The 22,564-nt window shown below is 61.3% G+C and carries 20 protein-coding genes and 1 pseudogene; 12 read left to right on the top strand and 9 right to left on the bottom strand.

Going from position 1 to position 22,564, the window contains the following annotated elements; all coding sequences use genetic code 11:
* Positions 1–346 (top strand): hypothetical protein (locus tag ACAX43_RS23915; protein WP_370710876.1); only part of this gene is annotated, 346 nt, incomplete at its 5' end.
* A gap of 169 nt (positions 347–515) precedes the next feature.
* On the opposite strand, the gene ACAX43_RS23910 is transcribed toward ACAX43_RS23915, so the two are convergent.
* Complete coding sequence (locus ACAX43_RS23910; protein WP_370710875.1) at positions 516–2,798, bottom strand: NADP-dependent malic enzyme; 2,283 nt, start codon at positions 2,796–2,798, stop codon at positions 516–518.
* Positions 2,799–3,483: 685 nt separating this feature from the next.
* On the opposite strand from ACAX43_RS23910, the gene ACAX43_RS23905 reads away from it, so the two are divergent.
* Positions 3,484–4,170 carry an orotate phosphoribosyltransferase gene (locus ACAX43_RS23905; RefSeq protein ID WP_370710874.1) on the top strand — a complete coding sequence of 229 codons (687 nt, stop codon included), beginning with the start codon at positions 3,484–3,486 and terminating at the stop codon, positions 4,168–4,170.
* A 107-nt stretch (positions 4,171–4,277) separates the two neighbouring features.
* On the opposite strand, the gene ACAX43_RS23900 is transcribed toward ACAX43_RS23905, so the two are convergent.
* Positions 4,278–4,967, bottom strand: a complete 690-nt coding sequence (locus ACAX43_RS23900; RefSeq protein WP_370710873.1) for a response regulator — start codon at positions 4,965–4,967, stop codon at positions 4,278–4,280.
* A gap of 266 nt (positions 4,968–5,233) precedes the next feature.
* Here ACAX43_RS23900 and ACAX43_RS23895 point away from each other — a divergent pair, with 266 nt between their 5' ends.
* From ACAX43_RS23895 to ACAX43_RS23870, 6 genes are all read left to right on the top strand, one after another.
* Positions 5,234–5,836: a YbhB/YbcL family Raf kinase inhibitor-like protein gene (locus ACAX43_RS23895; protein WP_370710872.1), complete on the top strand. Its 603-nt coding sequence runs from the start codon at positions 5,234–5,236 to the stop codon at positions 5,834–5,836.
* Between the two features lie 257 nt (positions 5,837–6,093).
* Complete coding sequence (locus ACAX43_RS23890; RefSeq protein WP_370710871.1) at positions 6,094–6,666, top strand: flavodoxin family protein; 573 nt, start codon at positions 6,094–6,096, stop codon at positions 6,664–6,666.
* 138 nt (positions 6,667–6,804) lie between these two features.
* The gene (argC, locus tag ACAX43_RS23885; protein ID WP_370710870.1) at positions 6,805–7,752 is read left to right on the top strand and encodes an N-acetyl-gamma-glutamyl-phosphate reductase; all 948 of its coding nucleotides are present in this window, start codon (positions 6,805–6,807) and stop codon (positions 7,750–7,752) included.
* Positions 7,753–8,240: 488 nt separating this feature from the next.
* Positions 8,241–9,653: a DUF2957 domain-containing protein gene (locus tag ACAX43_RS23880; RefSeq protein WP_370710869.1), complete on the top strand. Its 1,413-nt coding sequence runs from the start codon at positions 8,241–8,243 to the stop codon at positions 9,651–9,653.
* 100 nt (positions 9,654–9,753) lie between these two features.
* Positions 9,754–10,998, top strand: a complete 1,245-nt coding sequence (locus ACAX43_RS23875) for a DUF2957 domain-containing protein (RefSeq protein WP_370710868.1) — start codon at positions 9,754–9,756, stop codon at positions 10,996–10,998.
* A gap of 172 nt (positions 10,999–11,170) precedes the next feature.
* The gene (locus tag ACAX43_RS23870) at positions 11,171–11,995 is read left to right on the top strand and encodes an OmpW family protein (RefSeq protein WP_370710867.1); all 825 of its coding nucleotides are present in this window, start codon (positions 11,171–11,173) and stop codon (positions 11,993–11,995) included.
* Positions 11,996–12,277: 282 nt separating this feature from the next.
* Here ACAX43_RS23870 and ACAX43_RS23865 read toward each other — a convergent pair whose 3' ends face one another.
* Both ACAX43_RS23865 and ACAX43_RS23860 read right to left on the bottom strand, forming a co-directional pair.
* Positions 12,278–12,913: a LysE family translocator gene (locus ACAX43_RS23865; RefSeq protein ID WP_370710866.1), complete on the bottom strand. Its 636-nt coding sequence runs from the start codon at positions 12,911–12,913 to the stop codon at positions 12,278–12,280.
* A 132-nt stretch (positions 12,914–13,045) separates the two neighbouring features.
* On the bottom strand, positions 13,046–13,915 hold the full coding sequence (locus ACAX43_RS23860) for an NAD(P)-dependent oxidoreductase (protein ID WP_370710865.1): 870 nt from the start codon (positions 13,913–13,915) through the stop codon (positions 13,046–13,048).
* Positions 13,916–14,009: 94 nt separating this feature from the next.
* Here ACAX43_RS23860 and ACAX43_RS23855 point away from each other — a divergent pair, with 94 nt between their 5' ends.
* Positions 14,010–14,765, top strand: coding sequence for a Mut7-C RNAse domain-containing protein (locus ACAX43_RS23855; protein ID WP_370710901.1), 756 nt, complete (start codon positions 14,010–14,012; stop codon positions 14,763–14,765).
* Positions 14,766–14,902: 137 nt separating this feature from the next.
* Positions 14,903–15,181, top strand: coding sequence for a hypothetical protein (locus ACAX43_RS23850; RefSeq protein ID WP_370710864.1), 279 nt, complete (start codon positions 14,903–14,905; stop codon positions 15,179–15,181).
* Between the two features lie 153 nt (positions 15,182–15,334).
* Here ACAX43_RS23850 and ACAX43_RS23845 read toward each other — a convergent pair whose 3' ends face one another.
* Together ACAX43_RS23845 and ACAX43_RS23840 are read right to left on the bottom strand one after the other, a co-directional pair.
* Complete coding sequence (locus ACAX43_RS23845; RefSeq protein WP_370710863.1) at positions 15,335–15,547, bottom strand: hypothetical protein; 213 nt, start codon at positions 15,545–15,547, stop codon at positions 15,335–15,337.
* Positions 15,548–15,771: 224 nt separating this feature from the next.
* Positions 15,772–16,524, bottom strand: coding sequence for an IclR family transcriptional regulator C-terminal domain-containing protein (locus ACAX43_RS23840; RefSeq protein ID WP_370710900.1), 753 nt, complete (start codon positions 16,522–16,524; stop codon positions 15,772–15,774).
* A 275-nt stretch (positions 16,525–16,799) separates the two neighbouring features.
* Here ACAX43_RS23840 and ACAX43_RS23835 point away from each other — a divergent pair, with 275 nt between their 5' ends.
* Positions 16,800–17,735 carry a DMT family transporter gene (locus ACAX43_RS23835; RefSeq protein WP_370710862.1) on the top strand — a complete coding sequence of 312 codons (936 nt, stop codon included), beginning with the start codon at positions 16,800–16,802 and terminating at the stop codon, positions 17,733–17,735.
* Here the strand turns inward: ACAX43_RS23835 and rtcR are convergent.
* Positions 17,723–19,321 carry an RNA repair transcriptional activator RtcR gene (gene rtcR, locus ACAX43_RS23830; protein ID WP_370710861.1) on the bottom strand — a complete coding sequence of 533 codons (1,599 nt, stop codon included), beginning with the start codon at positions 19,319–19,321 and terminating at the stop codon, positions 17,723–17,725. The genes ACAX43_RS23835 and rtcR overlap by 13 nt on opposite strands.
* A gap of 243 nt (positions 19,322–19,564) precedes the next feature.
* On the opposite strand from rtcR, the pseudogene ACAX43_RS23825 reads away from it, so the two are divergent.
* A pseudogene (locus ACAX43_RS23825) lies at positions 19,565–20,763 on the top strand (RtcB family protein).
* 76 nt (positions 20,764–20,839) lie between these two features.
* On the opposite strand, the gene ACAX43_RS23820 reads toward ACAX43_RS23825, so the two are convergent.
* Both ACAX43_RS23820 and ACAX43_RS23815 read right to left on the bottom strand, forming a co-directional pair.
* Positions 20,840–21,085: a hypothetical protein gene (locus ACAX43_RS23820; RefSeq protein WP_370710860.1), complete on the bottom strand. Its 246-nt coding sequence runs from the start codon at positions 21,083–21,085 to the stop codon at positions 20,840–20,842.
* 780 nt (positions 21,086–21,865) lie between these two features.
* Entirely contained in the window at positions 21,866–22,552 is a 687-nt protein-coding gene (locus tag ACAX43_RS23815; protein WP_370710859.1) for a DUF2242 domain-containing protein, read from the bottom strand.
* Positions 22,553–22,564: the final 12 nt, after the last annotated feature.

The following is a 22,564-nucleotide window of genomic DNA, read 5'->3' as shown; positions in this document are numbered from 1 at the left end:
AACAACCAACTTCAACAACCAACTTCAACAACCAACTTCAACAACCAACTTCAACAACCAACTTCAACAACCAACTTCAACAACCAACTTCAACAACCAACTTCAACAACCAACTTCAACAACCAACTTCAACAACACACATTTACTGCCAGTACTGCAACCCATTGGTACTACTGTCTTCACCATCAGAACTACTGCCCTGCTACTGCTACTACAACCACCCAACATCAGAGGAAGCGCAGCACCTAACGCGATCCAAGGACTTACTAGCCGACTGTTCCGTTGTCGTCGCGATGTGCCGCGCTTCAGAAGTAACTTTACAAAAGTGTCACAGCGAATCGAATAGGAGCATTCTTAAAGATCGCCTAACGCTTTAAGAATTTTTAGGACCATAGGCCACACAAACAAGAATGAGCGCATAAAAAAACGCCACGAAATCAACTTCCGTGGCGTTCTCACAGGCTTTTCAGCGACGCCGTGGATGCGGCGCCGCTGCAACAATCAAACCATCCGCGTTACTGCGCGTTCACCCGCTTGCGTGCGTTTGCCGAAGCCACCGCTGTCATGTTGATGATCCGGCGCACGGTCGCAGCCGGCGTCAGAATGTGAACGGGCTTTTCCGCGCCCAACAGGAACGGACCCACCGTCACGCCTTCGCCGCCGATCATCTTCAGCAGGTTGTATGTGATGTTCGCCGCTTCGACGTTCGGCATGATCAGCAGGTTCGCTTCGCCGGTCAGCGTCGTGCCCGGGAACGCAGCCTTGCGGACCGCTTCCGACAACGCCGCATCACCGTGCATTTCGCCGTCGATCTCAAGCGTTGGCGCACGTTCAGCGATCAGCTTGCGAGCCGCGGCCATACGTTGCGACGACGAAGACGGGGCACTACCGAAATTCGAATTCGAAAGCAACGCAACCTTCGGCGTGATACCGAACTTCTCGATTTCGCGCGATGCCAGCATCGTCATGTCGGCGAGCTGTTCGGCGGTCGGCGTTTCATTCACGTACGTATCGCAGATGAACAGATTGCGGCCCGGCAGCATGAGCAGATTCATCGCAGCGAAGTTCTGCACGTTATCTGCCTTGCCCAACACCTGCTCGATGAAATTCAGGTGCGTGTGATACTGGCCGATCATGCCGCAGATCATGCCGTCGGCTTCGCCGAGACGCACGAGGATCGCGCCGATCAGCGTGTTGAACTTGCGCATCGCAGCCTTCGCGACATCGGGCGTCACGCCTTCGCGCGCGCCGAGTTCGTGATACGCCTGCCAGCATTGCTGATAGCGCGGATCGTCTTCCGGATCGACGACCTCGAAGTCTTCACCGCACTTCAGCTTCGAGCCCATCTTCTTCAAACGCATCTCGATCACCGACGGACGGCCAACCAGAATCGGCTTGGCGATCTTTTCCAGCAGCACGAATTGCGCGGCGCGCAACACGCGTTCGTCTTCACCTTCGGCGAACACGATGCGTGCCGGCTCCGACTTCGCAGCGGCGAACACCGGACGCATCACCATTCCGGTGCGATACACCGTCGTGCCGAGTTCTTCGCGGTACGCGTCCATGTCCTTGATCGGACGGGTCGCGACGCCCGAGTCCATCGCGGCTTGCGCGACAGCCGGCGCGATCTTGATGATCAGGCGCGGATCGAATGGCTTCGGAATCAGATACTCAGGACCGAATTCGAGCGAATGGCCTTCATACGCCTTAGCGACTTCATCGCCCTGATCCGTTTCTTCCGCCAGCTCAGCAATTGCGCGTACGCACGCGAGCTTCATTTCTTCGGTGATCGTGGTTGCGCCGACATCCAGCGCGCCGCGGAAGATGAACGGGAAGCACAGGACGTTGTTAACCTGATTCGGGTAGTCAGAACGGCCGGTCGCGATGATGCAGTCCGGGCGCACCTTCTTCGCTTCTTCCGGGCGGATTTCCGGCTCAGGATTCGCCAGTGCGAGAATTAGCGGCTGCGTGCCCATTTCAGCGACCATTTCCGGCTTCAGTACACCGGCGCTCGAGCAGCCGAGGAACACATCGGCGCCGCGGATCGCGTCAGCCAGCGTGCGTGCTTCGGTACTCGCCGCGTAACGTTCCTTCGACGGATCGAGATTGCCGCGACCTTCGTAGATCACACCCTTCGAGTCCGTGACCAGCACGTTCTTCTTCGACAAGCCGAGGTTCACCAGCAGATCCAGACACGCGATCGCCGCGGCACCCGCGCCCGAACACACCAGCTTCACTTCGTCGAGCTTTTTACCGACCACCTTCAGGCCATTCAGGATCGCGGCCGAAGCGATGATCGCGGTGCCATGCTGATCGTCGTGGAAAACCGGAATCTTCATGCGCTCGCGCAGCTTCTTCTCGATGTAGAAGCATTCCGGCGCCTTGATGTCTTCGAGGTTGATACCGCCCAGAGTGGGCTCGAGCATCGCGATTGCTTCAACCAGCTTGTCCGGATCGGATTCGCTGAGTTCGATGTCGAACACGTCGATACCGGCGAACTTCTTGAAGAGACAGCCCTTGCCTTCCATCACCGGCTTCGCGGCGAGCGGGCCGATATTGCCGAGACCGAGCACGGCCGTACCGTTCGTGATCACGCCGACGAGGTTGCCGCGCGAGGTGTACTTCTGCGCGTCGAGCGGGTCTTCGTAGATCGCCATGCAGGCCGCGGCGACGCCCGGCGAGTACGCCAGCGAGAGGTCGAGCTGGTTCGACAACGGCTTGGTGGGTGTGACCGAAATCTTGCCGGGTTTCGGAAACTGGTGGTATGCGAGAGCGCTTTGCTTAAGTTGTTCGTCCATTTTTTGGCCTGCGAGACGTAAGTAATTGGGCCCGACACACTGCACCGTAGGCGTCGCTTGCATCTATCGAATGGATAATCGACTGAGGCGGTTTTCGCATGCGCCGGTTGGGCGCGGCGTCGAACCTCGGCGGAGGGCAAGACGGTGCGGAGTGCTACGCGGGGTCGGTTAGTGTACACCCCGAACGTGTCGATGCACTGACTGGTTAACGCGGCTCGCCATCTGCGAAACAGCGGCCGGCAATGCTGCGGCGCCGCATCAGGCGACCGTTTTTCGCATTGCCACGCGTGTGTCATGAACGCGTCATTTGGGCTCGGCGCCACGTCGTTCGGGGATCAGACACAGCGGAGCGGCCCGGGAAATTCGCGTGAGTGTAAAGACGGCCCACGCCACTCACAAGCAGGCCAAAAAACAGCGTGGGAACAGCTGGCATTGGGCCCCCGAGCGAACCTCGCAAGCCCTGCACAGTGCTGCCGTTATGACCGTCATTCGCCGCCTGCACGCACTTCGGCCTCCTCGGGAGGGGCCATTTCAGGTAAAATATCGGCCTACGCGCGCAGCAAAAGCCGGCCTGCACCCCACTGAACGGCTGCGTATTCCGCCCACCATGGCGCGGCATACCCCCGCTTGCTGCGCCACCGGGCTTCGCGCCCGCTTCTCCCAGCTCACACCCAAGGATTCGCCCATGACAGGCTTCGATCGCCAGACGATCTCCGACACCACCGCCAAGATGCTGCTGGAAGTGCAAGCCGTGCACTTCAACGCGGAGAAACCGTACATTTTCACGTCCGGCTGGGCGAGCCCAGTTTATATCGACTGCCGCAAGCTGATCTCGTATCCGCGCGTGCGCCGTGGCCTGATGGAAATGGCCGAAGCTACCATCCTGCGCGACGTCGGCTATGAGCAGATCGACGCGGTCGCCGGTGGCGAAACCGCCGGCATCCCGTTCGCGGCATGGCTCTCCGACCGCCTGATGGTGCCGATGCAATACGTGCGCAAGAAGCCGAAGGGTTTCGGCCGTAACGCGCAGATCGAAGGTCTGCTGACCGAAGGCCAGCGCGTGCTGCTGGTCGAAGATCTGACCACCGACAGCCGCAGCAAGATCAACTTCATCAACGCGCTGCGCACCGCCGGCGCGACGGTGAACCACTGCTTCGTGCTGTTCCACTACAACATCTTCAAGGAAAGCGTGTCCGTGCTGAAAGACATCGACGTCGACCTGCATGCGCTTGCCACGTGGTGGGACGTATTGCGCGTCGCCAAGGAAAACAGGTACTTCGACACCAAGACGCTCGACGAAGTGGAAAAATTCCTGCACGCGCCGGCTGAATGGTCGGCCGCGCACGGTGGCGCAACCTCGACGCCGCAGTAAGCGCAGCCGCTTGATACGGATGGAATGAAAAGGCCGCCTGTCGATGAGACAGGCGGCCTTTTTCGTTGCACTCGCCCGCTGGACGAAACCGTAACAGCAAGCAGCAGCTAGGAAGCCTGTCCCGTATCGTCCGCCGAATGCGACGACAGATTCAGCAAACCATTGCTCTGCGCGTATTGGAACAACTCGGAATCGCGGTCGATGCCGAGCTTACGCATCGCCGTGTTCTTCTGCGTGCTGATCGTCTTGATGCTGCGATTGAGCTGCTCGGAAATCTCCTTGATCGTCATGCCCGACACGAACAGGCGCACGACCTCGAGTTCACGCCGCGACAGCATCACCTCTTCGTTCTTGCCACCGGCATTCATGCGCAGCGTATCAAGCGACGCCTTGACAGACGGACTCATGTATTCCAGGTTGCGGCTGACATGCTGCACCGCGAGTCCGATGTGGCTCAGGTCGTCTGATTTGTTGACGACCGACGTCACGCCGAGTTCGCTCAGCCGCTTGAGCAGCGCGGCATTCTCCAACATCGTCAGCACGACGATGGGAAGGTCGGGAAAATTGCGGCGCAGGTAGCCGATCAGCGGCAGACCATCGCCGTATTGGCCCCCTGGCATCGCCAGATCCGTCACGAGCACGTCGCAGGAAACGGTCTGCAGCACCTTGACCAGTTCGGTTGACTGCCGCGCACGCGCGACCACCTGCAGACCTGGAAACTTGAGCAGAGCTTGTTCGGCGCCGAACAGAATCACCGGATGGTCGTCGGCGACCACGACCCTGACTGGATCTTGCATTGCCCTCCCCTCGACAGATAAACCACTCTCCAAAACTTCTGACATGCCTTTCTATTGTTGGTACTTAGACTGATCGGGTACGCGGTCTGTGTGCGCGCGGACAATTCCTCCGACTATAGCCGATTTCCTGCCAGCCAAGCCCTGCTGGCAACAACAATGAACCGCCGCGAAGCTAATGTTAGACTTGATTCGACCTTGGGGCACAAAATAGGGACAATAATCATCGCGAGGAAAACCGCCTCGCGCCCTGACAGGAGAACCGGCATATGCGCTCGCGTTGCCTGGTTGTTTCGCTTGCTTCGCCGTACCGCCGTATGCCGACCTTCACCTGCGCGATGCTGGGTCTTGCGCTATTGGCGGCGCATGGCCCTCATGCACTCGCCGAGGGTGTGTTCGGGCTGACCAGCGCCAGCTTCCATGCGGGGGGCACCGTAGATGCCGCCCAGGTTTTCAATCAGGACGACTGCAAAGGCGGCAATCGCTCCCCGCAATTGACGTGGCACGATGCACCGGCCGGCACCCGCAGCTTCGCTGTCACCGTGTTCGATCAGGATGCGCCCGGCCGAGGCTGGTGGCACTGGGCGGTTGCCGGCATTCCGGCTACCGTGGGAAGTTTGCCGGAAAACGCCAGCGCGTCCGGCTTCCTGAAGAAACTCGGTGCGGTCGAAGCGCGCAACGACTTCGATATCGACGGTTACGGCGGCCCCTGCCCGCCGCCGGGCAAACCCCATCGCTACGTTATTACCGTTTATGCATTGAACTCCGCAGACCTGCGGCTTGCGCAAGGCCGTCCCGCGCTGATGTTCGATCACGAGATCGGCACCGCCGCCCTCGGCAGTGCGCGGATGATCGTCAATTACGGGCGGTAGCGGCGCCCGTCATATCGCGCACCCATTGCGCGGGGTACGGAGCCTAAGCGCGGCTGGAGCGGCGCTGGCGGCTGAGCATGGAAGAAGCGAATTGGCTCAGGGGCTGGCATCGCATTGGGGCCGCCGAGGAATTTCTGTCATCCGCGCACGCTAATGTGCAACCGAGGGGGGCGCGATGCTTGCCGACGTCGCCCGCCGCATGCGCTCACCGTTGCGGTGCCTAGCCCTCTTTTTTATTTACCATGCCGGAGAGTGCCGTGTCGAAGATCCTCATCGTTTATCACAGCGGCTACGGCCATACGAAGAAAGTGGCCGAGGCCGTGCAGGCCGGCGCCCTGGACGCCGGTGCCGACGCGAAACTCATGCCGGTCGGCGAGATCGACGACGCGGCCTGGGCCGAACTGGCGGCCGCCGACGCTATCGTCTTCGGTGCGCCAACCTACATGGGCGGCCCGTCCGCCGACTTCAAGAAGTTCGCCGACGCGAGCTCGAAACCGTGGTTCGGCCAGACGTGGAAGGACAAAATCGCGGCCGGCTTCACCAACTCGGCGACCATGAACGGCGACAAGTTCTCTACGATCCAGTACTTCGTCACGCTGGCGATGCAACACAGCATGATCTGGGCGGGCACCGGCATGATGCCGTCGAACACCAAGGCGGCAACCCGCAACGACCTGAACTACGTGGGTGGCTTTACCGGCCTGCTGACGCAGTCTCCGGCGGACGCCTCGCCTGAAGAAGCACCGCCCGCGGGCGACCTGGAAACGGCCCGGATGTTCGGCGCGCGCGTCGCCGGGGTGACGGCGCGGTGGATCGCTACGGCCCGATAACGCGCGTTGGCGGCGGCCTTTTCTTCCGCATGCATCGTCGTTTTTTCACCCCGGTTTGCACGCCCGCCGCCATCAGGTCTTAAAATAGCGTTCCGGCGCGGCGTCGCGCCCCGTTTCCAGCAAGCCAGTGAGATCGAGATGAGCACGAAAGTTTTTGTCGACGGACAGGAAGGCACGACCGGCCTGAAGATTTTCGAATACCTGTCGCAGCGCGCCGACGTGGAAATCCTGCGTATCGAAGAAGCGAAGCGCAAGGACCTCGCAGAGCGCCGTCGTCTCATCAACGCATCGGACGTCACGTTCCTGTGCCTGCCGGATGTCGCCTCGCGCGAATCGGCCTCGCTGGTCGAGAACGACCACACCGTATTGATCGACGCCAGCACCGCCTTCCGCACTTCCGCCGACTGGGCTTACGGTCTGCCTGAACTGGCTCGCTCGCAGCGCGAGCGTCTGCGCACCGCGAAACGCATCGCCGTGCCGGGCTGCCATGCGTCGGCCTTCGTGCTGGCCATGCGTCCGCTTGTCGAAGCAGGCGTCGTGGCGCCGGAGTTCGCCGCACACGCGTACTCGATCACCGGCTACAGCGGCGGCGGCAAGAAAATGATTGCCGACTACGAAGCGGGCGGCAACAACAAGCTCAAGAGCCCTCGTCCATACGCGCTCGGACTCACGCACAAGCATCTGCCGGAAATGGCGGCGCATACCGGCCTAACGTCCGCGCCGGCGTTCACGCCAATCGTCGGCGACTTCTATAAGGGTCTCGCGGTCACCACGTTCTTCTCGCCGAACCAACTGGCCAAGAAGACCACGCCGCGCGACGTACAGGCACTGTTCGCCGAATATTACGCGGGCGAAGCATTCGTGCACGTCGCGCCGTTCGATGCGGAAGCGAACCTCGACAGCGGCTTCTTCGATGTACAAGCGAACAACGACACCAACCGTGTCGACCTGTTCGTGTTCGGAAACGAAGAGCGCTTCGTCACCGTCGCGCGTCTCGACAATCTGGGCAAGGGCGCGTCGGGCGCTGCGATCCAGTGTATGAATCTCGCGATCGGCGCCGCCGAAGAAGCCGGCTTGAAACGCTAACAAGCTCGAAATACAGACGGCAATTCGCCGTCAATCCACCGAAAAGCCGGTCTGCAAAGACCGGCTTTTTGTTTTAAACGGCCGCCTGCGGAATTCCCTTTTTCGCGCTTAACCTGTAGTAGCCCGCATTACTTTAAAAATTAAAATGGGACTGCTTATCTACTGCCGGTAATTCATTCCTTAAAGTCAGCTTCGCTGCATTGTTTTCCGCCTAGGGAAACTCCGGATTTTTTAGCGAACGGTCGTTCGAAGATGATAGAGCCATTTTGCTGAAATGACCGCCAGACAAGGGAATGCGGCGAAACAACAGTGACGTGTCACGAGCGAAATTTCTTTTTTTGTTTAAAAGGGCCGCCAGCGTCCATAGGGCACGCGCCCGACAAAAATTGCGTTGTTTGAATCGATCTTTTTAGACGGCTCCTTCAATTGACAGGCAATAAGCGCACAGCGAAATTAGCTCGCACAATTACATGAAGGGAGACAGCAGCATGTCGCACGCCATTACACGAGGCCTGGCGATGGCCATTGCCACCGCCCCACTCCTCATCGCTTGCGGCGGCAGCAGCGCCGACAATCCAGGCGCGATCAATTCGCCGCAATGCTCGGGCTCGAGTTGCGGCGTGCAAGGACCGCCGGCCACCGGCACGAATTCGACCGCGCTGTGCCCCGCTACCGCCGACATCGTCAAGAGCACTTTCCTCGGTGGCGCGGGGAGTGGCGAAGTGGTGCGGTTGAATATCAATGCGACCGCGATGACGTACACGCTGAAGTGGCTCGAGTCGCCTATCCCGTTGCGCACGGGCAGTGTCACGCCGACACGCGCAGGCACGCAGATCACGGGCGCGGTGATCCACCCGCCGACCGGCGCGCTGCCGACCGCCGAACAGACGCGCTGCGCCTTCATTCTCGGCGCGGGCAGCGGCACCGGCGCCAACGACGGCCAGCCTTATACGACGCCTGATTTCACCAACAACCCCAATCCGCCGATGATCCTGGTCGGCCAAGGCGTAGCCGGCGGCGGGATCCCTGGCGCGACCGTCCAGTTCAGCGGTCTGAACCTTGGCCCGCTCTACCCGAACGTCGGCGCGGTGCCGAACCGGCACTTCGACTTCTATCCGTTCCTTGGTTTCGCCAGCACGACGACAGATATCACCAAGCTGCCTGGTACTTACAACGGTCTGCTCTATCACCTGACGCCGTCGGGCAACTACGCGACGGTCGCGACCCACACGGTCGAAACGTTCGACGCAAGCGGCACCTGTACGAGCAGCAACACCGCTAACCCGAGCTACTCGCCGAACGCCGGTGGCTGCCTGACCACCGGCGACCCGTTGACGCTGAACAGCAACGGATATTTCGACAGTCAGAAGGCCCCGCAAATCGTCGCGCAGTTCCAGCTCCCGCTCGTTGGCGCAACCGGCAAGTCGGGTGTCGCTCACATGATTCTCGGTCAGGTCAACGGCGCCACCGTGCCGCTGGTCGTACGCACCGGCTTTGTCGACACGAGCAATGTGGTAACGGCGAAGGTCGACGACGAATCCGGTATCGCCATGCTCGCTGCAGCGACGCCGCTCGCATCCGGGGGTTTCGACGGCGGCTATGTCGGCGCGGACTCGAACTTCAAGTACACCGCGACGTTGATCCAGCGTGCAGTCGGCACGTTCATCAATCCCTCCACGTCGTCAGCGGAAAGCGGTTTCGGTCTGGGCTATGGGCTGCCGAGCCCCGGTCTGGTCGGCGTACAGGACACCAATGGCAAGACCGGCCTGGCGGTCGCGTCCGGCGGTCTCTATGCGATCGAAATCCAGGGCGCGCAGAACGGCGGCATCACGTCGACGTCCGCCAACGCGGACACGCCGAGCGCCCCCTACTTCGGCATCGGAGCGCAGATCAGCAAGTAGCGAACGAAGAACAAGCAGTTCGCAGTACGAGACATCAATAGAGCAAAAGGTGGCCGGACCAGGAGCCGGCCCCACACAACGAAAAAATTCTGGAGGCGGTATGAAATGGAGAATCCTTTCGGTGCTCGCTCTTGCAGCACCGTTGCTGGGGGCGTGCGGTGGCGGCGGCGGCGGTGATGGACCGGTGATGGAAGTGCGCCTGTGTCCTTCGTCGCTCGACTACGGCACCGTGTTCACAGGCGGCGGCGGTGACGGCGAACTGGTCAAGCTGCAGATGGACACGACCAAGATGACCTGGCAGATCAGCTACATCGAGTCGCCGATCCCAGCGGCCACCGGCACTGTGGCGCCGACGCGCGCGGGCCAGAGCGCAAACGGCACGCTAACTCAGGAAACCTTGCTGCCAACGAACAAGCTCAACCAGTGCGCTTTCCGCCTGAACGGCGCGAGCCTGGACCCGAATCGCCCGGCGCGGATTTTTGTTGGCGAAGGCGTGGCGGGCGGCACGATTCCGGGCGCCGAAATTTCGTTCGGTGGGATTCTCGGTGTAGGCGCCGTACCCGATACCAAGTTCCCGTACTACCCGTTCATCGGCTTCTCGTCGATTGAAACGAATCTCGCGAACGTGGCCGGCACCTACAACCAGCTCGGCTATCACCAGGTTCCGTCGCAGAACTTCGCGCCGGTCGTGGTCGATTCGAAGATCACGATCAACGCGGACGGCACGTGGACCGAGTGCGACAACGCCGGGGTCGCTGCGGGCAAGTGTCAGCAGCCGGGCACGAACTGGGTGCCGGCGACTGACGGCAGCGGCGCGTTCGAAACCGACAAGTTTCTGGGCCAGGCCAAACCGACGCTCGCCACGACGCCCAAGGCTCGTGGCTACATGATCGTCGGCAAGTTGCGCAGCCAGTTGGTGCCGATCCTGGTTCGGACCGGCGCGGCGAACTCGTCGGTGACGACGCCGGTGAACGGCGAACCCGGTCCGTACGCGGACGATGAATCGGGCATCTCGATTCTGGCGCCGCAAAGCTCGGTGACGGTGAACTCGCAAAACGGTGAGTACATCGGTGTGGATAGCCAGTTCGACTATCGCACCACCGCGCTCGAAGGCACGCAGGCCACGCTGCTCGATCCGTTCAACGCATCGCAGGCATCGCTCGCGACCGCGCTGAATCTGGACTTCACGCAAGCCGTGCCCGGCGTGGTGACGACGACGCAAGTGGGCGCATCGACGGGCACGACGCCGACCGGAAAGATGATCTTCACGGGTGGCGTGTTCGGCTACCTCGATCGGACCAATGCGGCCTCGCCGTACTTCACGATCGGCGCCTTCGTCCAGTAATGGACGAGGCACGCGCCGCCGCCACGCAACGAGGCGTTCGCGTCCAGGCTGCCGCGCACAGTAACGGCGCGGCAGCGGGCATCCATAAGTCATTCAGCGCAGCGGCCAGGCAGCGGGCCGGCCGCTGCTTGCCGCTCGCCATGAGCACGATGAGCGCCTCAGGAGGAACACCATGAAAAAAATCTATCTCCCGATACTGGCCGCCTGCCTGTCTGCCGGCGCGCACGCCCAACATGCGGGTGACAACGTCGCGGTGCTAGGCTGGTTCCACATCATGCCGCAGGATTCCAGCACGCCCCTGACCACCCATGTCGCGCCGACGCCGATCAATACGCCGCTGCGTCTGCCGAGTTCGTTCACGTCTGCCGGCACAGGCTTGTCGACCAATAACGCCGACACTGTCGGCCTCACCTTCAGCCATTACCTCACCGATCACATCGCGGTGACGACGGTGGCGGGTGTGCCCCCGGTCTTCAAGATCTACGGTCACGGCGTCATCAAGCCGCCCGGACCGGCAGGCGCGCTCGGCCAGCAGGATCTCGGCGATCCGCAAGCCAATCCGATCGTGAAAAGCGTGCGGCAATGGAGCCCGGCGCTGCTGTTTCAGTACTACTTCAATGCGCCGACCGCGAAGTTCAGGCCGTTCGTCGGCATCGGCGTGTCGTATAACTGGTTCTCGGATGTCCAGCTGAGCCCGAACTTCGTCACCTCGACGCAGAACAACCTCGGCGCAGTGCTGGCAGCCGGCGCGGGCAAGCCCGGTCAGACGCAGGTGTCGGCGAAGGCTTCTTCGTCGTGGCAACCGGTGTTCAATGCCGGTCTGACGTACAGCATCACCGATCACTGGGGCCTCGTGGCATCGGTGACGTACATTCCGTTGAAGACCACATCGTCGGTCATCATCAAGGCCGCGGACGGCACGGAACTGGGTGTCTCGAAGGCGGAGCTGAAGGCCGATCCGATCATTTCGTTCCTGGCGGTCTCGTATAAGTTCTGAGTTCGGCGCTGCAGTAGGACAAGCGCGACAAAGCCGGCGTCCTTGCAAGAGGTCAGCCGGCTTGGTCCTTTCTGGACGACGCTGGAAATTCGGGGCAAAAAAAAGCCCGCCTATGTTGGCGGGCTGAATCCATATCAGAGGAGACATGGAGGAGACAAGAAGAACTATAGCAAATGGTTTGGTGCGTCGCAACATTCAAATTAGGGTTGACCCTCGGCGTTGCGTAAAGACAACAAGACGCGCGACGTGCCGGCGGCGTTGGCCGTCACGCTCGCTATTTGCCTAGTGCCGAACCAGCGCCATCATCGCGCCGAAGCCGACGAACACGCCGCCCGTCAGACGATTGAACATCCGGGCGACGCTGCGGCTCCTCAATCTGACGCCGATCCGGGTGCCGAAACCCGCGTACACCAGATACCAGCTCACTTCGATGGTCGCGAAAGTGGCGACGAGGACGCCGAACTGCGGCAGCTTGGGCTGTGTGGCGTCGATGAATTGCGGCAGCAACGCTGCGGCGAACAGGATCGCCTTCGGATTGCTGCTTGCCACCAGGAAGCCGTTGCGAAACAGTGCGAAGCGGGAGCGCGCGGGTTTTGCGGCGAGTTCGTCGGCAGCGGCGGCAGCGGATTCGTCAACCGGCGCACGCCACGCCTTGATGCCCAGATAGACGAGATACGCCGCGCCGATCATGCGCAGTGCGTTGAACATCGCGGGCCACGCTTCGAGAAACACGCCGAGGCCGGCCGCCGACACCGCCAGCATCAGCACCAGCGCCGACAGGCAGCCGGCCATGGTCGCGCTGGAACGGCGCAGCCCGTGCTGCGCGCCATGTGTCATCACCAGCAGCATGTTCGGGCCGGGAATCGCGGAAACGACAAAAACAGTGGCGGCAAACAGCCACCAGGTATGCAGACTCATTGGGATCGACGCGAATAAGGATCGGGCGGCCATTATGCCCGCCCGCATGGATCCAGGGTGCCGCGTCATCGCGTGGCTCCCTGCGCGGAGCGCGCCGGGAAGTGCTGCACGCTCGCAACAGCAAGCGCCTGCTCAGCGCCCTGCGCGCCGCGCCGCCACCTGGCCCAACACCGCGAAGTCCTTTTCGCCGTCTCCATGCGCCACGGCTTCCATCAGGCTGTCGCGCACCACGCTCGCGATTGGCAACGGCGTCGTGACCGCGTCGGCGGCAGCCAGCGCAAGGCGCAAGTCTTTGAGTCCGAGACGCGCCTTGAACAGCGCCGGCTCGTAGCGTTGCTCCGCGATCATCTTGCCGTAGCCGGAATAAACCGGCCCCGGGAACAGGCCGCTCGTGATGACGTCGAGGAAATCATGCATGGCAAGGCCATGGCCGGTCACGAGCGCGGCAGCCTCGCCGAGCGTCTCGACGGCCGCACCCAGCATGAAGTTGGCCGCGAGCTTCATCACGTTCGCCTGCTGCGGCAGCGAACCGATGCGCCAGGTTTTCTGACCGATAGCGTCGAAAATCGGCTGCACGCGATCGATCGACTCGGCCGGCCCGCCGGCGACGATCGTCAGCTTGCCCGCCGCCGCAACGTCGGGCCGCCCCAATACCGGCGCGGCGACGTAATGAACGCCGCGCGACGCATGCGCCGTCGCCAGTTCCTCGGCCAGCGCCACCGAAATCGTTGCCATATTCACGTGGATCAAGCCGCGCGGAGCATATTCCAGCAGCGACGCAGTGATGACTTCGCGCAGCGCGGCATCGTCGGCGAGCATCGAGAACACGGCGTCACCCGCAAACGCTTCGGCCGGCGTCGCGACGATCCGCGCGCCTGCGTCGGCGAGCGGTTGAGCGCGCTCCGGTGAGCGGTTCCACACGCGCACCTGATGTCCGGCTTTCAAAATGTTTGCAACCATCGCGGCGCCCATCTCGCCGAGACCGATAAAACCGATGTCCATCTGTCGCTCCGTCTTCTAAAGAACTGGAAGTAAAGCACATCCATGCGACACGCGCAGGACAGCGCGCAATGAAACACGGTGCGATACTGTGGCGATGGTCACCGCGACATTCCGCTTCTACGAGGAGCTGAACGACTTTCTCGCCCGGCCGCTGCGCCGGCGCGCGTTCAGTTACGCCTGCACGCAGGGTGCCACCGCGAAGCACATGATCGAGGTGCTCGGCGTGCCGCATACCGAGGTCGAACTGATTCTGGTGAACGGTGAATCGGTCGGTTTCAATCATCCGCTGTCCGACGGCGATCGCATAGCCGTTTATCCGAAGTTTGAAGCGCTCGACATCCAGCCGTTATTGCGCGTGCGGGAACGGCCGCTGCGCGTGATTCGCTTTATCGCCGATGCCCATCTGGGCGGTCTCGCACCGCTGTTGCGGCTCGCCGGCTTCGACACACTCTACGACAACCATTATCCCGACGCCGATATCGAAGCGCTGGCCGCCGCACAACAGCGCATCGTGCTGACGCGCGACCGTGAGCTATTGAAACGCCGCACCATCACGCATGGCTGTTACGTGCGCACGCTCAGACCGCGCGAGCAATTGCGCGAAGTGTTTGAACGGCTCGATCTGGCCGGCTGCGCGCAGCCGTTCCGTTTGTGTCTGATGTGCAATGCGCCGCTGCGGCGTATCGCCAAAGACGAAGTCGGCGCTCGCGCACCCGATGGCGTGCTGGAGCGGCATAGCCAGTTCGTCACTTGCGACGTGTGCCGTCGCGTGTTCTGGGAAGGCACACACTGGCAACGCATGCGCGCGCTGATGGACAGCGTGGCCGGCGCGCCGGGACGTACCCCTTGAGCGTCATTCGAACGCTTCGACTCCGCGCGGCTTGAGCACCACCCCAGCGTCGCTCGTACACTGAATCGCCGCCGCTCGCGCGACGCGCGGCGCGATGCGTACAATGCGGGATTACTTATCTGGCAGAGGCCTTCCGTATGTCGATGAAAAAGACCGACCTTGAAAAGAACAAGGCACTCAAGCTGAACAATGCAATGAAGCTGTCGACCGCCGAGCGCTTCGGCAAAGCCGCTGCCGCCGAGCCGAAGCTCGATCGCCGCGAACAGCGCAAGCTCGATCAGGCGCAGGGCCTCGTTGCGTTTGCCTGCAAACTGAACGGCGACCTGGTCGCTGAACTGAAGGTGCGGGCCGCCACGCATCCCGACGGGATGAGCGGGCTGCTGAACGAAGTCATCAAGCGTGGCCTCGCAGGCTAAACGCCGAAAAAACCGCTGCCCAATGCAAAAAGGCCAGAGTACGAGCTCTGGCCTTTTTGCTGGCAACGCCTTAAACCGAACCCGCGCTGCATGGCCGACTAGCGGCACGCAGCGGCGAACCAGGCAAGCCAGCGGACGAACCGGGCGGTCAGCTTAGTTCGTCGTGCCCTTGTCGTTCGTGCCAGATGCCGAAGCTGCCGACGAAACCGGAGCGCGCTTGCCGTGCGTCTTCAGCTTCTTGATGTGGTGCTTCTTCGGCGTGCTAGCAGCAGCGGCCGGCGCTGCTGCGTCCGATGCCTGTGCGAAAGCCTGGACGGAGACCAGCGCGAACGAAGCGGCTGCGAGCGAGACGATAAGTTTTTTCATGTGTTGTTCCCCAAACCTGACGACTGAGTCGATGTGAATGAAATAGCGGCACGGTGAAGCAGACAGGGCTTGAGGCGCCTTCCCGCTCCCCGCGGGAGAGTATTACGCAGTGTAGGCGGTTTGTCATGCCCAAAACTCGATATGTATTTTCCGGGAGACAGCTTGCTTTCGCCGCGCTTTCACTCGTTAAGCATGCCCTATCAGGGGGACTACCTAGTAGACCATCAGACCAGATTGCGCAGCAGGCTGGCGGTTTCCTGCAGGGTCGGCAACACCCGATGCAACGCGGCATTCGCCGACTCCTGACCGATCGGCATGCTGACGCTGATCGCCGCCACCACCGATCCATGCCGGTCACGCAACGGCACCGCGACGCCGCGCATGCCCAACTCCAGTTGCTGATCGGTGACGACGTAGCCATCGCGGCGGATTTCCCCTAGCACTTCGCGCAACCGCTCGGTGGTCGAATAGGTATGCGGCGTGAACACCTTGATCGGATACGAAGCGAGCCACTGTTCGATGCTTTCCGGCGACTGGAAAGCCAGCAGGACCAAACCCGCCGACGACAGCGGCGCGCTCGCCCGCGAGCCGAGCACGAAACCGACCGCCATCGCGCGATTCACGCCATTGCGCGCGACATAAACCACATCGTGTTCGTCGAGAATCGCGACCAGCGCGGTTTCCTGCACGGTCGCCGTGATGCGCTGGAGAAACGGCTGCACGGTGCGCGGCAAGCGCGCTGAATCCAGATACGACTGGCCGAGCCGCAACACGCGTGGCGCCAGCCAGAACAGTTTGCCGTCGGTATCCACGTAGCCGAGTTCGCGCAGCGTCAGCAGATAGCGGCGCGCCGCCGTGCGCGAGAGCCCGGCGCGCGCGGCCACCATCGACGGCGTCATGCGCGCATGCTCTTCGTCGAATGCTTCGATGATCGCCAGCGCTTTCGCGGCGCCGGCGATCCAGTCCTTCTCATCCATTGCGTTTTGCCTGAAAATCGGCCGGCTCGGCGAGTCGGTCATGTCGCGAGCCACATGGCCGTTGCGCGATTATCGCGCGAGTCGCCCGCCGTGCAACCGATTACCGGCTTTCATGGCGGCTACTTGCGACTCGCAGGGGCGGCATCGAGTGGAGCGCGCTCTGTGAACACTTTGGCCGCATTACTGTTGCCGGTAAGCAGGTCCGAATCGCACGACGCCGCACGTCATGGTTAAGCTGGATGCTTTGTCAAAACAACCGTCTTCGAAAATCGCCCTTGAAACCCGACACCTGCCAACACCTGCGCGCCAATCTGCTGATGCTGATCGCGGCGATGATCTGGGGCTCCGCGTTCGTCGCACAACGCCTGAGCCTCGATGCGATTGGACCGTTTCTGTTCACCGGCCTGCGTTTCCTGCTGGGAGCGCTGGTCGTGCTGACGATGATCGTCTGCGTGCGACGCCCTGCACGTGCCGAACTCTCCAGGCGCGAACCCGGCGGCGCACGTGAGTTGCTCGGCGCCGGCATGCTGCTCGGCGTCGTTCTATCCGTGTCGATCTCGTTGCAGCAGATCGGCCTGCAATACACCAAGGTCGCAAACGCAGGCTTTATCAGTTCGTTATACGTCGTGATCGTGCCGCTGCTGGGCGTGCTGTTTCGTCATCGAACCGGTTTCGGCACATGGCTCGGTGCGACGCTAGCGGCGCTTGGCATGTACTTTCTCAGCGTCAACGAGCACTTTTCGATGCTGTACGGCGACTGGTACCAGCTCGCCGGCGCGGTGGTGATTTCCGTACAGATGATGCTGGTCGGCCGCTTCGCGCTGCGTCACGACACACTCATGTTGGCGCTCGTGCAGTTCGTGACTTGCGGACTTGCATGCCTGCTCGTCGGCCTCGCTATCGAGCCGTTCAGTCTCGCGGTGATCGCGCGTGCGGCGCCCACGATTTTGTACGGGGGTGCGCTGTCCGTGGGCATCGCTTATACGATTCAGGTGGTCGCGCAAAGGCATGCGGCGCCGTCGCATGCCGCGGTGATCTTCAGCATGGAAGGCGTTTTTGCCGCGCTCGCCGGGTGGCTCGTGCTCGGCGAAACGCTGTCGGCGCGCGCGCTATTCGGATGCGCGCTGATGCTCGCGGGCCTGATCGTGTGCCAGGTGATGCCTGCCTGGCGACGCGGACGCGGACGCGAACGCTCGCCTCACGCTTCGTGAGGGCTGAGCCAGTCGCCCCATTCCAAGCCGAAACGGGCGAGATATTTGCGCAAGCGGTCGGCATCGTTCGGCTGCTTCCTGGATTGCCGCGACACGGCAAAGAGTTTGCGCCCCGCATCCGACAAACTCGCCGATGCCTCGCACACCTCCAGCACATGCTGCAGTTGCAAGCGATCGAACAGGTCGTAATCGTCGACACGCGCGCCGAGCATGCGTGACACCACATCCGCATCGGCAAGCGGCGGCGTCCACGTTCGTTGCAGCCGCTCGATTTCCTGCACCGCGTTGTCTTCCGTGATGCGCCCGGCGTCAGCCAGGGTCGCCATCCGTGTCATCGAGGCCGAGAGTTCGCGGAAATTACCGGTCCACGCGGCCCTCGAAGACGTGGCAAAAGCCAGATAACGGCGCCGAGCTTCGACATTGAAACGCACCAACTCGCCCTGTTCCCGCCCGAAGCGATCCAATTCAAACTCGAGGTTCGGCTCAATATCTTCGATGCGCCCGGCGAGGCCCGGCAAGTCGTAGGTCCACAGGTTGATCCGTGCGTACAAGTCTTCGCGGAATGCGCCCTGTGCGACCATGGTGCGTAAGTCGCGATGCGTGCCCGCGATCAGCTGGAAATCGCTGCTGACTTCCGCATCGGCGCCGACCGGCAGAAAGCGTTTCTCCTCCACTGCCTTCAGCAGCATGGCCTGTTCATCCATCCCAAGCTCGCCGATTTCGTCGAGAAACAGAAGACCTTGATTGGCCGCGCGCAACAAACCTCCGCGCGCGTTTTGCGCACCGGTGAATGCGCCTTTCACGTGACCGAACAGCGTCGACATCGCCGAATCGCCGCGCAATGTCGCGCAGTTCACTTCGATAAACGGCCCATCCAGCCGATGCCGGTTGCGTTTCAGTTCGTACACGCGTTTAGCGAGAAACGACTTGCCGGCGCCAGTCGGGCCGATCAACAGAATTGGCGCGCGCGAGCGGATCGCAACACGCTCGATCTGATCGATCAACGCGTTGAACTGTGGATTGCGCGTGGCAATACCGGCCTTCAGGAACGACACGGTCTCCTCGCGTTCGCGGGTGAAACGCTGAGCGATGCGGTTGTAGCGCGACAGATCCAGATCGATGATCGACACCTTGCCCGGCCCGCTTATACCCTCGTCGGTCTGTTGCGGCGGTGCGGTTTGTACGAGGCTCGCCGGCAAGTAGCGCGCTTCAGTCAGCAGGAACCAGCAGATCTGCGCGACGTGTGTGCCGGTGGTGATGTGGATGAGGTATTCCTCATTGTCGGTATCGAACGTATAGCTGCGCGCGAAATCGTGGAGCGACGCGTAGACCTCTTCGAAGTCCCACGGATCGTGTGTGACGATGGGTGTCAGACGCACTTCGGTTAGGGGCGAGACGCCGGCGAGGTCGTTCTTCACGCGATTGGCGAGCGATTCGTAGCCTGGCGAGTACAACAACTCGAACCGGTCGATGGGCATACCCGACTGCTCGCAAAGACTGATGGTGGGCCGCCAGCGTTGCCAACGCCGTGCGCCGCCCTGATCCAGCACCGTACCAAGGAAACCGATGGCAACGCGTTTTTTCATTTTATCTTTCTGTATAAGTTACTAGCTGATGATATCAATTATTGGCTAGATCGCACTGCTCACGTCACTTGGAAAACGAGAACGCGCGCCGCACCTTTATGATTTACATCAACTACTTACGCCGCCGTGAGCCGCACGCGTGATCGCGCTGGCATGCTCCTCGCAATACGTAGCGCGGCGGGGGTGCCGTAGCCCCCAGTCGAAAAAAGAACAGGGAAGAAAAGCAAAATGGATTACCAACTGATGGAAGTCGCAGACGGCAAGCCCGTCAAAATGTGGACCGAAGGTGTCGCCATCGATGATTTCGCGCGAGATCAACTCACTTACACGGCCAGGCTGCCGTTCATCTTCAAACATCTGGCGGTGATGCCGGATGTCCATGCGGGCAAAGGCTCCACGATCGGCAGCGTGATTCCTACGCTCGGCGCGATCATTCCGGCAGCAGTCGGCGTGGATATTGGCTGCGGCATGATGGCCGCGCGCACCACGCTCAAGGCTGCCGATTTGCCCGATTCACTGGCGCGACTGCGCAGCGCGATCGAACGCGCGGTGCCGCACGGCCGCGCACCGGGCCGGCGCGATCCGGGCGCGTGGGATCGGCCGCCGCAACCGGGGTCGACATCGCGTGGAAATCGCTTGCCGAAGGTTTCAAGCGCATCGTCGGCAAATACCCGAAACTCGCGCGGACCAATAATTACGTGCACCTAGGGACGCTCGGCACCGGCAATCACTTCGTGGAAGTGTGCGTCGACGAAGCGGACAGCGTGTGGTTCATGCTGCACAGCGGCTCGCGCGGCGTCGGCAACGCGATCGGCAATCTGTTCATCGAACTGGCACAGGCGGACATGCGGCAACACCTCGCCAATCTGCCGGACCGCAACCTCGCCTACTTCGAAGAAGGCAGCGAGCACTTCGACGACTATGTCGAAGCGGTCGGCTGGGCGCAGGATTACGCGCGACAAAATCGCGAACTGATGATGGGCGCAGTGGTCCGCGCAGCACAGTCGATCATCGCCAAGCCGTTTTCGATCGATGAGCACGCGGTGAACTGCCACCACAACTATGTGCAGAAGGAAACTCACTTCGGCACGGAGATTCTGGTGACGCGTAAGGGTGCGGTGTCGGCGCAGAAGGGCCAGCTCGGCATCATTCCGGGCTCGATGGGCGCGAAGAGTTTTATCGTGCGCGGGCTCGGCAACGCGGAGAGCTTTTGTTCATGCAGCCACGGCGCGGGCCGTTCGATGAGCCGCACCGAAGCAAAACGGCGCTTCTCGGTAGAAGACCAGATCAGGGCGACCGCGCACGTGGAATGCCGCAAGGACGAAGGCGTGATCGACGAAATCCCGATGGCCTATAAAGACATCGACGCGGTGATGGCAGCGCAGCGGAGTCTCGTCGAAGTAGTGCACACGCTGCGGCAAGTAGTGTGCGTGAAGGGGTAGCAGTAAGGGCGCGGATCGCCGATTCAGCGATCCGCACCGGCGCGCCTGTCGAGAGACCGCCGCAAGGTCGCCGCCGCTAGGCGGCGCGCGGCCACGCGAATAACTTCGGCGCATCGGCAGTGGGCGGAAACACACACCAGCAGCCGTCGTCGTGACGAAAGAAAAAGAGACCGCGCGAGCCTGCTTCAAGGGATGTCTCGACGCGCACATATCGCCTGCCGCCCACACGGGTGCGGCTGAATTCGGTAACGTGCACAGGAAGCCCCGGCGCCAGCCATTTCTCAACCAGGAAACGCAGCGATTGTTCGCTTTTGGCTCTCATGATCGGCTCCGGGCAGGCTTGTCGTGATGAGCCTCGCGTGCGGCGTCAGTGCTTTCGTCGCTATCGGCGGCATCCGCGTCGTGCTCGGCGGATGCGAGGGATATGGCCCGGTTGGTGGCTGCCGCCCGCAGCGTGCTGCAATGGGCGGCATGCCTGATATCCGAGAGAAGACGGACTAACTGTCGTGCTGTTCTACGTTTCATTACACACCCCCGCACCGCACCAATAACTTCAGAAAACACTTTAACTCTATGCCTGGATAGGCTTTGTTGAAATGGTTTTGACCAAATAGCAACAGTTGCGCTTGCAAAAACTAAGGCGCAATCTTTGTACCTTCCAGCTTCAATGTGCGCGTGCGGATGAGCCGCAGTCTGTACGGTGGCGAGCGCATGAGGTCGACGGAAAAGGCCAGGTCGTCGTCTGGGCGGGACGTGGCCGGATGCGTAAGTTATCCACAATTGCCTATGAATAACTTCGGGATAGTGCGTCGAACAGCCTGTGCGCGGAATCTTGATAAACCGGCATGGCAAGCGAGTGCCCGCAAAGTTATCCCATCTTTGTAGTTTTTCTACGGACGTGTTCAGCAAGGTTATAGATTTCGCATGACGTTGATGCGGCGGCAAATTTGCGATTTATCCACAGAAGGGGTGAGCCCTTGTTAACTATTACTACATATATATACGTATGAAGTAAAACACTTAGGATAAGTACCGCAGCGTGATTAGATCGCAGGCTGATCAGGCCGTGATCAGTCTAAACCCGCAAGCATGGGCCGATGCATCAAGGCGCAACGCCCGCGCCACTCGCTGGTTGCACGGAAGCCGCCTTGTCGATCGCATCTGGCATTTCTGGACGAGGCGCTGGAACCATCGCTTCGACCGGCACCGGCAACATGCGTGTCTCGATGCGACTGTTTGCAACCGGCTGCGTGCGTACCACCGTCTGCAGATAGTGATCCACGAGACCGAAGAAGCGGTCGTAGAACTTGCCCGACGGAATGGTCTCACTCGAAATCTTGACCATCGCGTCGCTGTTCGAGCGGATCGGCAGCGACAATGACCCCAGCACACTCAGCCCGACGCTCGCTGACGTATCGCTTTTCTTCAGCGCAAAGCCGTTTTGCACGGCATTGACGTAAATGATGCTTGTATCGCTCGCTTCTTCGCCTGGCGTACACACCACATGAAACTCGACCACGATGTGCGTATCGCCGGTCGGCTGGAAATTCTTCGTTCCGTCGACAGTATCGGTACCTGTCATCGTCGTCAGATAGCCTTGGCTCAGCAGAGCGCGGCGCGCGGCCTCGCAGGTGTCCCTGGTGTTCGAATTGAAGTTGCGGGCGTAAGGGCTCGCCCCCGTTTCGAACAATTCCTGCTGAAATTTCGGCTGCGGGGCGCTGCTGCAAGCTGCAAGTGCCAGCAGGCCGAGAAGCGACGCGGCGGTGGCTGTGGAAAACGAGGTGAACATGATCGATCGGAA

It is taken from the genome of Paraburkholderia sp. IW21, from assembly GCF_041321145.1.
Taxonomy (GTDB): Bacteria; Pseudomonadota; Gammaproteobacteria; order Burkholderiales; family Burkholderiaceae; genus Paraburkholderia.
Note: the sequence above shows the minus strand (reverse complement) of the source record. Positions and strands in the feature narration are given on the sequence as shown.